At 72.3% G+C, this 14,980-nt stretch carries 9 protein-coding genes; 2 read left to right on the top strand and 7 right to left on the bottom strand.

All coding sequences use genetic code 11. The features are described 5' to 3' along the window. Positions 1–38 precede the first annotated feature (38 nt). The 4 genes from ACFWYS_RS15120 to ACFWYS_RS15105 all read right to left on the bottom strand — a co-directional run bounded on the left by ACFWYS_RS15120 (position 39) and on the right by ACFWYS_RS15105 (position 8,032). Positions 39–1,391 (bottom strand): FAD-dependent oxidoreductase, encoded by a 1,353-nt coding sequence (locus ACFWYS_RS15120; protein ID WP_384767709.1) that lies wholly within the window; start codon positions 1,389–1,391, stop codon positions 39–41. 184 nt (positions 1,392–1,575) lie between these two features. Beyond that, positions 1,576–2,394 carry a chitosanase gene (locus tag ACFWYS_RS15115; protein WP_384767706.1) on the bottom strand — a complete coding sequence of 273 codons (819 nt, stop codon included), beginning with the start codon at positions 2,392–2,394 and terminating at the stop codon, positions 1,576–1,578. A gap of 147 nt (positions 2,395–2,541) precedes the next feature. Then, positions 2,542–5,319 carry a SpoIIE family protein phosphatase gene (locus ACFWYS_RS15110; protein ID WP_384767703.1) on the bottom strand — a complete coding sequence of 926 codons (2,778 nt, stop codon included), beginning with the start codon at positions 5,317–5,319 and terminating at the stop codon, positions 2,542–2,544. Between the two features lie 187 nt (positions 5,320–5,506). Continuing rightward, positions 5,507–8,032 carry a SpoIIE family protein phosphatase gene (locus ACFWYS_RS15105; RefSeq protein WP_384767700.1) on the bottom strand — a complete coding sequence of 842 codons (2,526 nt, stop codon included), beginning with the start codon at positions 8,030–8,032 and terminating at the stop codon, positions 5,507–5,509. Between the two features lie 382 nt (positions 8,033–8,414). On the opposite strand from ACFWYS_RS15105, the gene ACFWYS_RS15100 reads away from it, so the two are divergent. After that, positions 8,415–10,097 carry a hypothetical protein gene (locus ACFWYS_RS15100; protein ID WP_384767697.1) on the top strand — a complete coding sequence of 561 codons (1,683 nt, stop codon included), beginning with the start codon at positions 8,415–8,417 and terminating at the stop codon, positions 10,095–10,097. Between the two features lie 136 nt (positions 10,098–10,233). Beyond that, entirely contained in the window at positions 10,234–11,763 is a 1,530-nt protein-coding gene (locus tag ACFWYS_RS15095) for a carboxylesterase/lipase family protein (RefSeq protein WP_384767694.1), read from the top strand. A 22-nt stretch (positions 11,764–11,785) separates the two neighbouring features. On the opposite strand, the gene ACFWYS_RS15090 is transcribed toward ACFWYS_RS15095, so the two are convergent. From ACFWYS_RS15090 to ACFWYS_RS15080, 3 genes are read right to left on the bottom strand one after another with little or no spacing between them, the layout of a single operon-like run. After that, the gene (locus ACFWYS_RS15090; protein ID WP_384767691.1) at positions 11,786–13,069 is read right to left on the bottom strand and encodes a sugar ABC transporter permease; all 1,284 of its coding nucleotides are present in this window, start codon (positions 13,067–13,069) and stop codon (positions 11,786–11,788) included. A 5-nt stretch (positions 13,070–13,074) separates the two neighbouring features. Then, on the bottom strand, positions 13,075–13,857 hold the full coding sequence (locus tag ACFWYS_RS15085; protein WP_384767688.1) for an ATP-binding cassette domain-containing protein: 783 nt from the start codon (positions 13,855–13,857) through the stop codon (positions 13,075–13,077). A 39-nt stretch (positions 13,858–13,896) separates the two neighbouring features. Continuing rightward, the gene (locus ACFWYS_RS15080; RefSeq protein WP_384767685.1) at positions 13,897–14,976 is read right to left on the bottom strand and encodes a substrate-binding domain-containing protein; all 1,080 of its coding nucleotides are present in this window, start codon (positions 14,974–14,976) and stop codon (positions 13,897–13,899) included. Positions 14,977–14,980 lie beyond the last annotated feature (4 nt).

Below are 14,980 nucleotides of genomic sequence, written 5' to 3'. Positions count from 1 at the left end.
GCGCCCGCCCAGTCGTCGTCGGCGACTTACGCGCCGCTCTACCGGAGCATGTCCTCGCGCTCGACGAGCTTCACGCGCTCACGGCCCTGCGGCTCGCCCAGCGCCTTCTCGGCGGCGTCGAGCCTGTACCAGCCCTCCCAGGTGGTGAAGCGGATCTCGCGCTCGGCGAGGAACGCCTCCACGGCCTCCGGCTCCGGCGAACCCGGCGTCTGCAGACGGCCGTTCGCGAAGTCGTCCAGCAGGTGCGACACCGTCTCGTTGGCGTCGCCCTTGGTGTGGCCGATCAGGCCGACCGGGCCGCGGCGGATCCAGCCGGTGACGTACGTCGACTGCAGGTGCTCGCCGGACTCCTGGATGACCCGGCCGCCCTCGTCCGGGACGGTGCCCGAGTCGATGTCCCAGGGCAGCTTGGGGAGTTTGTCGGAGAGGTAGCCGACCGCACGGTAGATCCCGGTGACGTCCCAGTCCTTGAACTCGCCGGTGCCCTTGACGTTGCCGGTGCCGTCCAGGGCGGTGCGCTCGGTGCGCAGGCCCACGACCTTGCCGTCCTCGCCGAGGATCTCCGAGGGCGACTCGAAGAAGTGCAGGAACAATTTGTGCGGACGGTCGCCGACGTCGCGGATCGCCCAGTTCTCCAGGGTCTTGGCGACCATGTCGGCCTGCTTGTTGCCGCGCCGGGTCTCGATCGAGCCCTCGTCGTAGTCGATGTCCTCGGGGTCGACGATGACCTCGATGTTGGGGGAGTGGTCCAGTTCCCGCAGCTCCATCGGGGAGAACTTCGCCTGCGCCGGGCCACGGCGGCCGAAGACGTGGATCTCCAGCGCCTTGTTGGCCTTCAGGCCCTCGTAGACGTTCGGCGGGATCTCCGTCGGCAGCAGCTCGTCCGCCGTCTTGGCGAGGATGCGGGCCACGTCGAGGGCGACGTTGCCGACGCCGAGCACGGCGACCTTCTCCGCCTCCAGCGGCCAGGTGCGCGGCACGTCCGGGTGGCCGTCGTACCAGGAGACGAAGTCGGCCGCGCCGTACGAGCCGTCCAGGTCGATGCCCGGTATGCGCAGCTCACGGTCGGCCGTCGCGCCCGTCGAGAAGATCACGGCGTCGTAGAAGGCCCGCAGGTCGTCCAGGCTGATGTCGTTCGGGTAGTCGACGTTGCCGAAGAGACGGATCTGCGGCTTGTCGAGCACCTGGTGGAGGGCCGTGATGATGCCCTTGATGCGGGGGTGGTCGGGGGCGACGCCGTACCGGATCAGTCCGAACGGAGCGGGCATGCGCTCGAACAGGTCGATGGACACACCGGGTTCGGCGGCCACCTCGGACTTGAGCAACGCGTCGGCGGCGTAGATCCCGGCGGGGCCGGCTCCGACGATGGCTACCCGCAAGGGGCGGGGCATGATCAGGTTCCCTTCGAGAGGCGATAGATCGTCTCGAACGGGAAGCCTAAACTAAGGCAAGCCTAAGTCGGTACGCGGGTCCGGCCTATGAGCTCATAAATCAATTCTATGGGGTGTGCGCGGGTGCTCGGTCGCCGCACCGCGGGGGCGGTACGGCGACCGAGGGGCGCCGGTCGGTCGATGGTCAGTCGAGGTGGAAGCTGTCGCCGTACACCTTCCAGTCCAGCGGGGTGTCGAGGTCGAGGTTGCCCTTGCGCAGGAACACCCGCTGAGCCGTGTCGACCCTGCTGGTGTCGCTGTGGGCCTCCTCCTGCTTCATGGCCCACACCCGTGCGTCCAGGAAGGCGTCGAGGTAGGTGACCTCGTCACCGCCCTGCGCCGGCGGCCGGGCCCGGTTCAGGGCGCGCCCCCGGATGTTGCGGAAGCTGGTCGGGTCCGTGCCGTCGCCGTGCATCACGATGGCGTCGTAGTACGCGAACTGACCGAGCACCCTGAGGCCGTCGGCCTTGCCCTGCCGTACGGCCGGGTTGAAGTACACCCGGTCGCGTTCGTCGTTCTGCGCCTGCTTGAACGTCTGGTCCTGCGCGGCCCGGCCCCAGTCGCGGGGGTAGTCCGGGTCGAGCCCGTCGTGCGAGTCGGTGCCGTTCACGCGGCGCAGCGCCGGCAGGTACGGCGCGAGGACGTTGCCGGGGCGGCGGTCGGTGTACAGCTCGACCAGGTCGAGCATGTCACCCGTGCCGGAGCAGAAGCCGATGATGCCGGCGGTGTAGCCGCGGCCGTCGCCGATGTCCTCGATGTACTTGTACTGCGCCTTCCAGTCGAGCGAGGAGTTCTCCGCGCTCGACACCAGCTTCATGGCGATCTCCTTCTTCGCCGGGTCGTCGAGTCCCGCGGCGGCGCGGAGCGCGGCCGCGCGCGGGGAGTTCAGGAGCGGGGCGGACGCCACGGATGCGCCGATCAGGGCGAGGAGTGTGCGGCGCGACGTGTGCGTGGGGTGCTTCACGGCGGCTCCAAAGGGTGGTGGGGGGTGGGGAGTTGGCCGTACGTCACTGATAGGAAGGTTTCCTATCAGAAGCCGGGCGTGAAGGGCACCGGTCGCGTCAAAGGTTCGTACCTATGTACAAACAGGCGCCCGGACGAGCAGCCGCCGCTACGGCAGCGGCTGCTCCGCCCAGATCACCTTGCCCGCCGGCACATACCGCGTGCCCCACCGCTCGGTCAGCTGCGCGACCAGGAACAGGCCGCGGCCGCCCTCGTCCGTCATCGCCGCGTAGCGCAGGTGCGGCGAGGTGCTGCTGCTGTCGAAGACCTCGCAGATCAGGGTGCGGTCACGCAGCATCCGGACGCGGATCGGGTCACCGCCGTACCGGATCGCGTTGGTGACCAGCTCGCTCAGGATCAGCTCGGTGGTGAAGGACAGCTCCTCCAGCCCCCACGCCTCCAGCGTCCCGGTCACGGCGGAGCGCACCTGGGCGACGGCCGCCGGGTCGGACGGCACCTCCCACTCGGCCACCTGGTCGGACCCGAGGGCCCGCGTACGCGCCACGAGCAGCGCGATGTCGTCGCTGGGCTTGGCCGGCAGCCGGGCATCCAGTACGGCCTGGCAGGTCTCCTCCGGGGAGCGGCCCGCCCGGGCCAGCGCGTCGCGCAGCAGCTCCAGGCCCTGGTCGATGTCGTGGTCGCGATCCTCCACGAGCCCGTCCGTGTAGAGCACCAGCCGGCTGTCCTCCGCCAGCTCCAGCTCGGCCGTCTCGAACGGCAGCCCGCCCAGGCCCAGTGGGGGACCGGCGGGCACGTCGGGGAACTCGACGGCGCCGTCCGCCCGGATCAGCGCCGGCGGCGGATGCCCGGCGCGGGCGATGGTGCACCGCCGCGACACCGGGTCGTAGATCGCGTACAGACAGGTCGCGCCGGTCACCGGGGCGCTGTCGCTCTCCTGCGCCTCGTCCTGGTCGATCCGGGCGACCAGCTCGTCCAGGAGCGCGAGCAGTTCGTCCGGCGGCAGGTCCAGGGCGGAGAAGTTGTGCACCGCCGTACGCAGCCGGCCCATGGTGGCCGCCGCGTACAGGCCGTGCCCGACGACGTCGCCCACGACGAGCGCGACCCGCGAGCCCGACAGCGGCAGCACGTCGAACCAGTCGCCGCCCACACCGGCCTGCGCCGGCAGATACCGGTAGGCGATGTCCAGGGCGTTCTGCTCGGGCAGGCTGCGCGGCAGCAGACTGCGCTGCAAGGTCACCGCCATGCTGTGCTCGCGGGTGTAGCGGCGGGCGTTGTCGATGGACACCGCGGCCCGGGCGACCAGCTCCTCGGCGAGCTCGACCTCCTCGGCGTCGAACGGCACGGCCTTCTGCGAGCGCCAGAAACTGACCACGCCCAGCACCAGGGACCCCGCCCGCAGCGGCACCGCGATCAGCGAATGGATGCCGAACTCCACGACCTGCGCCGACCGCTCCAGATCCTGGGCCCGCCAGCCCGGCGCCTGCTCCAGCCGCGGCTCGATCACGGCCCGCCCGCCGTGCAGCGCACGGGCCTGCGGCGAGGAGTCGACGAACCGGATCTGTTCGCCCACCGGGTACAGCGGGGCGTCCTCGCGAACCCCGCTGCACGCCGTGCGCCGCAGCCCGGTCACCGCCTCCGGCTGCCCGCCGCCCAGCACGGGCTCGAACAGGTCGACGGTGGCGAAGTCCGCGAACCGGGGCACCGCCAGCTCCGCGAGTTCCTCGGCGGTACGGGTGACGTCCAGGCTGGTGCCGATGCCCACCCCTGCGTCGTACAGCATGTTCAGCCGCTCGCGGGCCGCCTCCGCCCGGCCGGACAGGGCGCGCAGCTCCGTCGAGTCGCGGAGCGTGGCGACGCTGCCGGAAGCGCGGCCCCTGAGGTAGGTGGGGCGCTGGTTGACCGCCAGCAGCCGGTCCTTGACCAGGTGCACCTCGTCCGTGGCCATCCGCCCGGAGTCCAGCAACTCGGCGGTGTCGGGCGGGAGCCCGAGCTCGGTCACCCGGCGCCCCTCGGCGTCCTCGGGCAGGTCGAGCAGTCGCTGTGCCTCGTCGTTGGCGAGCAGCAGCCGCCGCTCGTCGCCGACGATGATCACACCCTCCCGGACGGCGTGCAGGACGGCGTCGTGGTGCTCGTACATGCGGGTCATCTCGTGCGGGCCCAGGCCGTGCGTCTGGCGCATCAGCCGTCGGCTGACCAGGGCGGTGCCCCCCGTGGACAGGGCGAGCGCCACGGCCGCGGTGATCAGCACGAGCGGCAGCTGCCGGTCCGCGGTGCCGCCGACGGTCGCCTTAGTTACGCCGGCCGACACCAGCCCGACGACCTTCCCGTCGGGCGCCTTGATGGGCACGACCGCCTGCACGAGCGGGCCGATGGTGCCCGTGAGTTCCTCGACCACGACCTTTCCGGCCAGCGCGGGTTCGATGGTCCCGACGAACTTCTTCCCGATGCGGTCGGGCTTGGGGTGGGTGTAGCGGATGCCGTCGGTGTTCATGACGACGATGAAGTCCACGTCGGTCGCCTCGCGCGCCGCCTCGGCCCGGGGTTGCAGCACGGCGGTGGGGTCGGGGCTGTCCAGCGCCTCCCGGGTGCCCGGCGCGTTGGCGAACGACTCGGCGACGGCCACCGAACGATGGCGGGCCTCCTGCGTGGTGTCGTACCGCACCTGCAGCACCAGCGCCACCACCGCGGCGACGACCAGCAGCAGCACGATCACCACCTGCAGCAGGAACACCTGCCCGGCGACACTGCGCCCGCTCACGGCGGACCGCAGCGCGGAGAACCAGCCCACGCCCGGCTCGTCGGCGGGCGCGTCGGGCGGCGCTCCGTGTGCGGGCACGCGGAGGGCGCGGTCGGGCGTACGCCGTGCGCGCTGACCGCTGGGAAGTCGGGCCGACCGGGCCCCGGATCGACCCAATAGTCGGACCATGTGCCCATGTCTACACTGCCGCGCCCCAGGAGGCGAGAGACGTCACGGACCGTGACACGACCCGCCCCCTCTCCCACAGGACGATCACGGGAGTGATCCACAGAATCCGGGCAACTCCCGTGCCCGCAACAGGGTTACGACGACGCGATCGCCGCCGGAGCACGGCTTGCGCGGAGCCCGCGCACCCTCACTTCCCGGGCAGCGGAGCGGCACGTCGCGTCGCGAGCAGCAGGGCGATGTCGTCGGGGCGGTCCGCCGTGTGCCGGGCCGTCGCGGTGAGCTTGTTGGCCACGCCCGCCAGCGCGCCGCCCGCGGGAGAGGGCGGGGCATCGGCCTTGGCCAGCGCCACCCGCAGCGCGCTGATGCCGTCGTCGATGTCGACGCCGGGCCGCTCGACCAGCCCGTCCGTGTACAGCGCCAGCACGGCCCCGGGCTCCATCCGCAGCTCCGCCACCGGGTAGTCGGCCTGCGGATCCACGCCGAGCACGACGCCGCCGGGCAGGTCGACGACCTGCGTACGGCCGTCCGGGCGGCGCAGCAGCGGCGGCGGATGCCCGGCCACGGCCGCCCGTGCGACGCCGGTGACCGGATCCAGCCGGATGTAGCAGCAGCTCGCGAACAGCCCGGAGTCGAGGTCGATGAGCAGCCGGTTGGTGCCGCTCATCACCTCGTCGGGCGGCCGGTCCCCGACGGCGAACGCGCGCACCGCGCTGCGCAGCTGGCCCATGGTCGCCGCGGCCTGCACCCCGTGCCCCTGCACATCGCCGATCACCAGCGCGATCCCGTCCCCGGCGGCGACCACGTCGTACCAGTCCCCGCCCACCTCCATGCCCTGGGTGCCCGGCAGATAGCGTCCCGCGGTCTCCACCAGCGGGTGCTCCGACAGCCGCCGGGGGAGCAGCGCCTGCTGCAGCCCGCGGGCCAGCGCGGCCTCGCTCTCGTAGCGCTGCGCCTTCTCCATGGCGTGCGCGATCAGCCCGGCCAGCGCGGTCAGCACCGCACGCTCCTCGGAGCTGAAGCTGCGCGGCCGGTCGAAGCCGAGGATGCAGGAGCCGACCGAGCGCCCGGAGGCGATCAGCGGCAGAAAGGCGCGGGCACCCTCGGTGGCGTCCAGCGCGATGCCCGGATAGGCGTCGGAGAGCTGCTGCATCGAGTCGAAGAACAGCGGGCGCCCGCTGGTCAGCGTCTCCACCCCGGGCAGCCGCTCGTCCAGCCCCACACCGTCGAACGGGGCGAGGAACCCCTTGGGGAAGCCCGACTCCCAGGCCAGGAACAGATGCCGCTCCTGCAGCAGGTAGATCGCCAGCCGGCGGCCGCCGAACGCGGGCAGCAGCTCCCGCATCACCACGGCGGACACCTGCCGCGCCGTCACCGCTTCCGTCAGCGCGATGGCGAGGACGATCGGGCGGTACAGCGGAGCGAGCGACGGCGTCCCGGCCGTCTCCGGCGCGGCCAGCGCGTCGGGCACGCCGGACGGGCCGTCGGCCATCCGGTGCCCCGGGCGCAGCGTGCAGGTCAGCAGGTCCGGACCGGGGTAGACGGACAGGGCGAGCCAGTCGCCCGCGAACGGCCGGGCGGCGGCGGGCACACGGCCATGGGCGGACGGTCTTCGGACATGGAAGTGCACCGGGTCCGGAGACAGCAGCGCCCCGCGCAGATGGTCCTCGACGGCGGGCTGGTTCAGCCAGGGCACGCCCTCCCACAGCGGCCGGCCCAGCAGCTCGGTGCGCGGCCGGCGCAGCAGCGTCGCGGCCGGCGGATTCGCGTAGACGACCGTGCCCAGCCGGTCCAGGCAGAACACCCCGTCCGGCAGCAGATCGGCCGCCGCGTCCCCCACCGTGCCCGGCCCCGGATCGAGGACGACCCCCCGCACGGCCGCGGTTCCGGGCCGGCCCGGGTCGTCGTACGGCCCCCAGACCTCGACCAGCCGCAGCGCGCCGTCCGCGGCACGCGCGTACAGCGGCAGCGCCGGTGACCGGCCCCCGGCCACCTCCCGCAGCGCCGTCAGGATCCGCTCGGCGTCGTCCGGGGCGATGGCCCGCGCGAACGCCTCCACCGTGCCGTCGGCGTCCCCGGCGGCCCGGCCCAGGACGAGGTTCAGCGGTTCGTCCGCCGTCACGGCGCCCGTCACCGGATCCCAGGAGAACCGTCCAAGACGTCCGGCGGGCGGTCGGCCGGCGGGCGGGCGGACGCACTCCGGCCCGCCCTCCCAGGACACCGCCGACGGGTCCTCGTCCTTCAGCTTCTCCAGCGCCACGCCCAGCTCCTCGGCCAGCCGCGCCAGGCGTTCGCGCTCGGCCAGCAGCTCGGTGGCGTCCGACGCCGAGGGCCGCAGCACGGTCAGCACACCGAACACGGTCGACCCGCCCGAGACGGGGACATGCAGGGACCCGAACTGGAACGGCAGACTCGCCGCGAACTGCGGATAGCGGCGCATCGTCTCCGTCGCGTTCGGCAGCACCACCTCGACGCCCAGCCGATAGGCGTCCGCGACCGGAAACGGCCGGTCCACATGCAGCCGCCACCACGGCCGGAACAACGGCCCCGGCAACCCCTCCAGCACCGCCAGACGGAGCAGTCCGGGCGTGCCGGAGCGCAGATAGACCCCTCCCGCATGGCCACCGGCCGCGCTGATCGCCTCAGCCGAGGCATCGATCAGCAACGCCGCCAGCCTGCCGGGCGTCCGCTCTGCGCCCTCGGCGCTCCCAGTCATCGGCCCTACCTCGTCAGTACGCCATCACGCGTGCGACACAGCAAGAATGCGCCACGACGCACCTTGCCCGCACCTGGGCGGCTTGACCAGGGGTGTGCGAGCAGCCGTCGTGAACCCCCTGATGCGCGAGCAGGCGCGGGACGCGGCCCGCACCCCGCCGACCCGCTCCCGCACCCCCGGCATCGCCCGAACCCGAAACCGCGCGCCCGCCCGCCCCGTTGTCGATGCGAGCCCCGCACACCACCGACCCGCGGCGGCCTCACCGGCCCGGAGCTTTCCGGCCAGTCCGCACCGGGACCCGGCACAGGAGTCGGCAGGGCGGGTGCTCTCGGGAAGACTCGAAAACCAGGCCGGCCGGCGCACCACAGGCAGGAGACAGCCCATGGACTACTACGACCTCGGCACCCACACCCGCGCCGTGACCACCACCTCTGCCCAGGCCCAGCTCTGGTTCGACCGGGGGCTGAACTGGACGTACGCCTTCCACCACGAGGAGGCCGTCGCCTGCTTCGAGGCCGCCGCCGCGGCGGACCCCGACTGCGCCATGGCCCACTGGGGCATCGCCTACGCGCTCGGCCCGAACTACAACAAGCCCTGGGAGTTCTTCGACGACCGGGAACTCGTCCACACCGTCGACCGCACCCACGCCGCCGTGGAAGTGGCGCACGAGAGGGCCGCGCACGCCACTCCCGTCGAACAGGCGCTGATCGCCGCCCTGCGCGCCCGCTACCCGCAGGCCAAGGCCGTGAAGGACTGCTCGGTCTGGAACGCGCCGTACGCCGACAGCATGCGCACGGTCTACGAGCTCGCCCCCGACGATCCCGACATCGCCACCCTGTACGCCGACGCCCTGATGAACCTCACGCCCTGGCAGCTGTGGGACCTCAGGACCGGCCAACCGGCCGAAGGCGCCCGCACGACGGCGGCCAAGGCCGTTCTCGACCGCGCCCTCGCCACCGACGCGGGCCGCGACCACCCGGGCGTCGTGCACCTGTACATCCACCTGATGGAGATGTCCCCGACCCCCGAGCTGGCCCTCCCCGTCGCCGACCGGCTGCGCGGCCTGGTCCCGGACGCCGGGCACCTGCACCACATGCCCTCCCACCTGGAGGTGCTCTGCGGCGACTACCGGCGGGTCGTCTCGGACAACACCCGCGCCATCGAGGCCGACGAGAAGTACCACCGCAGGGCCGGGGCGATGAACTTCTACACCCTGTACCGCTCGCACAACTACCACTTCAAGATCTACGGCGCGATGTTCCTCGGCCAGTCCCGGGTCGCCCTCGACACCGCGGCGCAGTTGGAGGCGTCCATCCCGGAGGACCTGCTGCGGGTGCCGAGCCCGCCCATGGCCGACTGGCTGGAGGGCTTCCTCGCCATGCGGGTCCACGCCCTGATCCGGTTCGGCCGCTGGGAGGACATCCTGGACCTGCCGCTGCCCGCCGACCCCGAGCTGTACTGCGTGACGACCGCGATGATCCACTACGCCCGCGGCGTCGCCCTCTCCTCCACCCACCGGGTCCGGGAGGCGGAGGCGGAACGCCGACTCTTCCGCGAGGCGGTCGCCCGCGTCCCCGACACCCGCATGCTGTTCAACAACACCTGCGCCGACATCCTCGCGATCGCCTCCGCGATGCTCGACGGCGAGCTGGAGTACCGCAAGGGCGACCACGAGGCCGCCTTCGCCGCCCTGGAACGCTCCATCGAGCTGGACGACAACCTCCCCTACGACGAACCGTGGGGCTGGATGCAGCCCACCCGGCACGCCTACGGCGCCCTCCTCCTCGAACAGGGCCGGGTCGAGCAGGCCGAGGCGGTCTACCGGGCCGACCTCGGCCTCGACGGCACTCTCCCGCGCGCCTTGCAGCACCCCGGCAACGTCTGGTCCCTGCACGGCCTGCACGAGTGCCTGATGCGCCTGGGCCGGATCGAGGAGGCGCAGATGGTGGCACAGCAGCTGCGGCTCGCCGTCGCACTGGCGGACGTACCGGTCGAGGCGTCCTGCTTCTGCCGGCTCGACACGGGTCACGGTGCGGCGGCCGAGGGGGGTTGCTGCGGCGACTGAAGGGATCGTGCGGGATGAGGGACGGGACTGTCGCACGGGGACGCGGTATGTTCGTCGGGTGAACTTGGTTTCACGGTGAGCGGCTAGCCGTGAGCCGAGAGCCGTGCGTCTCCCGGAGTCTCCCAAGGAGTCATCGATGAACAGTGCCGAGTTCCCGGAGGCCGGTACAGCGGCCGGTACGGTCCGCGGGCGCCGCGAGGGCGCTCTCGCGGTCTTCCGCGGCATCCCGTACGCGCAGCCCCCGGTGGGCGGGGCGCGCTTCATGGCTCCGGGGCCGGCCGAGCGCTGGGACGGCGTCCGGGAGGCGTTCGCGTTCGGCCCGCCGCCCCCGCAGGAGCCGTTCGGTCCCGAGGATGCTCCCGCCGACGCCGGCCCGGGCGGCGACGACTGGCTGACCGTCAACGTCTGGACGCCCGAGGCGGACCCGGCGGCCCGGCGCCCGGTGATGGTGTGGCTGTACGGCGGCGCCTACAAGTTCGGCTCCGCCGACAACCCCGCCTACGACGCCGGCCGCCTCGCCGGTGAAGGCGATCTGGTCGTCGTCACCCTGAACTACCGCGTCGGCGTCGAGGGGTTCCTGCGGATCGAGGGCGCCCCCGCCAACCGCGGGCTGCTCGACCAGATCGCCGCACTGGAGTGGGTGCGGGAGAACATCACCGCGTTCGGCGGCGACCCCGACCAGGTCACCGTCTTCGGCGAGTCGGCCGGCGCCGGTTCCATCGCCGCGCTGATGGCCATGCCGAGCGCCCGGGGCCTGTTCCACCGCGCCATCGCGCAGAGCGTGCCCGGCACCTTCTTCTCGGACGCCCTCGCCGCGGACATCGCCGAGGCCCTGGCCGGTGAGCTCGGGCTGCGTCCGACGGCCGCCGACCTGTCCGGCCCGGACCCGCGCAAGCTGACCGAGGCGAGTGCCGCGCTGAGCGCCCGGATGCGCGAGTACGTCCACCGGTGGGGGCCGGTCGCCCTCACCCCGACCCCGTACTCGCCGGTCGTCGACGGCGAGGTGCTCACCGCGACGCCGTGGGAGGCCCTCGCGAACGGCGCCGCCCGCGACGTCGAGCTGATCGCCGGGCACAACCGGGACGAGTTCCGCCTCTTCATGATGCTCGGCGGTCTGCTCGGGCGGGTGGACGAGCGGCTGGCGTCGATGACGCTGGGCCTGTTCGGACCGGTGCCGGACGCCGAGAGCGCCTATCGCGCGGCGTTCCCCGACGCCTCGGCGGAGTACCTCTTCGAACTCGTGCAGTCCGACTGGCTCTTCCGTATGCCCTCGCTGCAGCTGGCGGAGGCCCAGGTGGCCGGTGGCGGCCGGGCGCACCTGTACGAGCTGACCTGGCCCGCCCCGGCCAACGGCGGCGTCCTCGGCGCCTGCCACGGGCTCGACGTGCCCCTCACCTTCGGCGTGTACGACGGGCTCGGCGCCCTGCTGATCGGCCCCGAGCCCACCCCGGAGGCCGAGGCCCTCTCCGCCCGCTTCCGCTCCGCCTGGACCGCGTTCGCCCGCACCGGCGACCCCGGCTGGCCCGCCTACGGCACCGGGAACCGTCTCGTCCGCCTCCTCGACGCCGAGCCCGCAGTCGCCGCGTATCCGGAGGAGGCCTCGCGGCGCCTCTGGGAGCGGCACACGTTCGCGGCGCTGCCGCTGGGTCCGGCGGCAACGGGCTGACGGCGGCGGGACCGGCGGTCTCTCACGCCCTCCCGTGCGCCTCCTGAGAGCGCCGCGCCAGGGCGTCGATGACCACGGCGGCGAACAGCACCCCGCCCGTGATCATGTACTGGACGGCGGTGGGGGTGTCCGTGATCACCATGCCGGATGCGATCGACTGGATGACCAGCATGCCCAGTACCGCGGACCAGGTCGTGCCGCGTCCGCCGAACAGGCTGGTGCCGCCGATGACGGCCGCCGCGATGGCGTTGAGGAGCAGGATGCCCGAGCCGGCGCCCTGGCTGACCGAGGTGATGCGCGAGGCCAGGAACAGGCCGCCGATCGCGGCCATGGTGCCGGAGACGGCGAGTACCGCGGTCTGTACGCCGGTCACATTGAGGCTGGCGCGCCGGGCCGCCTCGATGCTGCCGCCGAGCGCGTAGACCTGCCGCCCGTAGTGCGTGCGGCGCAGCACGACGTCGAGACCGGCCGCCACCACGAGGAAGATCAGCAGGGCGAGCGGCAGCCCCTGGAAACGGTTCAGCAGATAGGCGGCGGAGAACGCGACCGCCGCGAGGACCCCCGTACGCACCACGACGCCCTGCAGCGAGCGGTGCGGCATGCCCATCATCCGGCGCCGCCACCTGTCCTGCTGGGACACGAGGAAGACGAGGCCGGTGCCGACCGCGGCCAGGCCGTAGGCGGCGGCGTCGTTGGTGAAGTAGTAGCTGGTCAGCTTGGCGACGAGCCCGTTCTCGTCGAGGTTGACGGTGCCGCTGGTGCCGAGGATGTACAGCATGAGGCCGTTGAAGGTCAGCAGCCCCGCGAGGGTGACGACGAAGGCCGGCACCCGGGTCTTGGCGACGGAGTAGCCCTGGACGGTTCCCGCGACGGTGCCGGCGAGCACCGCCGCGATCAGGGCGAGCCATTCCGGCACGCCGTTGTTCACGTTCAGCACGGCGAACACGGCGGCGGCGAGCCCGCTGATCGAGCCGACCGACAGGTCCAGTTCGCCGATCAGCAGGACGAAGACGATGCCGACCGCGATCAGGCCCGTACCGACGATGTCCACGCTGAGATTGGACAGGTTCCGTGGCGACAGGAAGCTGCTGTTGAGGGACTGAAAGGTGATCCAGACGGCGGCGAGGACCAGAACGACCGGGAGCGAGCCCAGCTCGCCGGCGCTCAGTTTGCGCCGCAGGACGGCGACGCCGTTCTCCAGGACCTGGGCGAGGGCCGCTCCGCGGGACGACCGGCGGGCCTTGGCGGTGGGTGCGGCGGGTGCGGTCCGTGTGCTGCCGGCGCTTGGGTCCGTGCCGCTGTGCATCCCTTTCACCACCCTGCCTCCCGGTGGGCCATCCGGCGGGGCACGTTCTCCGTGGCGCCGGTGATGGAGGCGATGATCTGCTCCTGGGACGCGGTGTTCACATCGAAGAAGCCGTTGTTGCGGCCCAGCCGCAGCACCGCGGCCCGGTCCGCGAGCGCCTTGACATCGCCCATGTTGTGGCTGATGAGCAGCACCCCGAGACCCCGGTCGCGCAGCCGGTCCACCAGGTCCAGGACCTCGCTGGTCTGCTCGAAGCCGAGCGCCGCCGTCGGTTCGTCCAGGAGGAGGACCCGCGGTTCGCCGAGCAGCGAGCGGGCGATGGCGACCGTCTGCCGCTGACCGCTGGACAGCGAGACGACCGGGGCCCGCAGATCGGGGACCCCCCGGGTCAGCCGCTCCAGCAGATGACTGGTGCGGCGCTCCATCTCGACCTCGTCGAGAAACCCGTACCGGCGGATCTCCCGGCCGAGGAAGAGATTGCCGACGACATCGAGGTTCCCGCACAGCGCGAGGTCCTGGTACACGGTGGCGATGCCGAGGTTCCGGGCGTCGTGCGGGCGCCTGATCTGGACCGGCCGGCCCTCCCACTCGATGACGCCCTTGTCCGCCTGGGTGACTCCGGAGATCACCTTGACCAGGGTGGACTTGCCGGCCCCGTTGTCGCCCAGCAGCGCCACGACCTGACCCGCGCGGATCTCCAGCTCGATGTCGTTGAGGACCTGGACGACCCCGAAGCGCTTGCACACGCCGCGCAGCGTCAGCAAGGGGGGACTCGGCACGAAGACCATCTCCTTCCCACGGCCGGTCCGGCGCCCCGAACCGGCCGGTCAGGTGAGTCCGGCCCTGGCACAGGCGGCGTCGAGCTGGGGGGTGCAGATCTGCTGGATCGTGTACACGCCGTCCTTCACGACGGTGTCGTCGATGGTGTCCACGGTGATGGTGATCGGGGTGAGCAGGACCGCCGGAACGGTGCTGCCCGTGCTGGTCCGCACCCGGTCCGGGGCGACCCGGTCGAGGCTCTCGCCCCGGGCCGCGGCCACCGCCAGCGCGGCACCGGCGGACGCCTCGGGGTCGAAGGGCTTGTAGACGGTCATGTACTGCTCGCCGGCGACGATCCGCCGCAGCGCCCCGAGCTCGGCGTCCTGCCCGGTGACGGGGGGCAGCGGGTGGACCTTGTTGGCCTTGAGAGCCGTGATGCTGCCGGCCGCGAGGCCGTCGTTGGCGGCGTAGACCCCGTCGATGTTGCCGGGGCCGAGCGCGGAGATGGCGCCGGACATGTTCATGTTGGCGACCTCGGTCCGCCACTGCCGGGTGTCGTACTCCTTGGAGATCTCGACCTTGCCCTCCAGCTCGGACAGGGCGCCCTTCTTGAACGACACCGCGTTGGGGTCGCTGGGATCGCCGTTCATCATGACGATCCGGTCGCCCATCGCGCCGTCGCTCATGGCCCTGAGCAGCGCCCTGCCCTGGAGCCTGCCGACCTCCTCGCCGTCGAAGGAGGCGTAGCCCGAGATGGGGCCCTCGGCGAGGCGGTCGTAGGCGATGACGGGGATGCCCGCCTCGTCGGCCTTCGCGACCGTGGGGCGCAGCGACTTGGAGTCGACGGCCACCAGCAGGATCGCGTCGACCCCGTCGGCGATCATGGACTCCATCTGGGCCTGCTGAATGGCCACGTCGTTCTTGGCGTTGGCGTGCTCGACCTCGCAGTCCGCGCACAGTGCCTTGATCTGCCGGTTGAGCATCGGCCTGTCGTTCGTCTCCCAGCGGGCCGTGGTGGAGTCCGGCAGCAGCACACCGATCCTCGGCCGGTTGCCCCCGCCGGAGTCGCTTCCGCCGCCGTCCCCGCAGGCCGCGAGCGCGACGGCCGCGGTCACAGCTACGACCGCCCCCCGAACGCAGGCCTTCATGTGC

Source organism: Streptomyces sp. NPDC059010 (genome assembly GCF_042740355.1).
Lineage (GTDB): Bacteria > Actinomycetota > Actinomycetes > Streptomycetales > Streptomycetaceae > Streptomyces.
Note: the sequence above shows the minus strand (reverse complement) of the source record. Positions and strands in the feature narration are given on the sequence as shown.

Excerpts from the sequence above, each read along its gene's own strand:
- ACFWYS_RS15120 (WP_384767709.1), bottom strand. The coding sequence starts at position 1,391 with ATGCCCCGCCCCTTGCGGGTAGCCATCGTCGGAGCCGGCCCCGCCGGG.
- ACFWYS_RS15090 (WP_384767691.1), bottom strand. The coding sequence starts at position 13,069 with ATGCACAGCGGCACGGACCCAAGCGCCGGCAGCACACGGACCGCACCC.
- ACFWYS_RS15110 (WP_384767703.1), bottom strand. The coding sequence starts at position 5,319 with ATGGTCCGACTATTGGGTCGATCCGGGGCCCGGTCGGCCCGACTTCCC.
- ACFWYS_RS15095 (WP_384767694.1), top strand. The coding sequence starts at position 10,234 with ATGAACAGTGCCGAGTTCCCGGAGGCCGGTACAGCGGCCGGTACGGTC.
- ACFWYS_RS15105 (WP_384767700.1), bottom strand. The coding sequence starts at position 8,032 with ATGACTGGGAGCGCCGAGGGCGCAGAGCGGACGCCCGGCAGGCTGGCG.
- ACFWYS_RS15100 (WP_384767697.1), top strand. The coding sequence starts at position 8,415 with ATGGACTACTACGACCTCGGCACCCACACCCGCGCCGTGACCACCACC.
- ACFWYS_RS15080 (WP_384767685.1), bottom strand. The coding sequence starts at position 14,976 with ATGAAGGCCTGCGTTCGGGGGGCGGTCGTAGCTGTGACCGCGGCCGTC.
- ACFWYS_RS15085 (WP_384767688.1), bottom strand. The coding sequence starts at position 13,857 with ATGGTCTTCGTGCCGAGTCCCCCCTTGCTGACGCTGCGCGGCGTGTGC.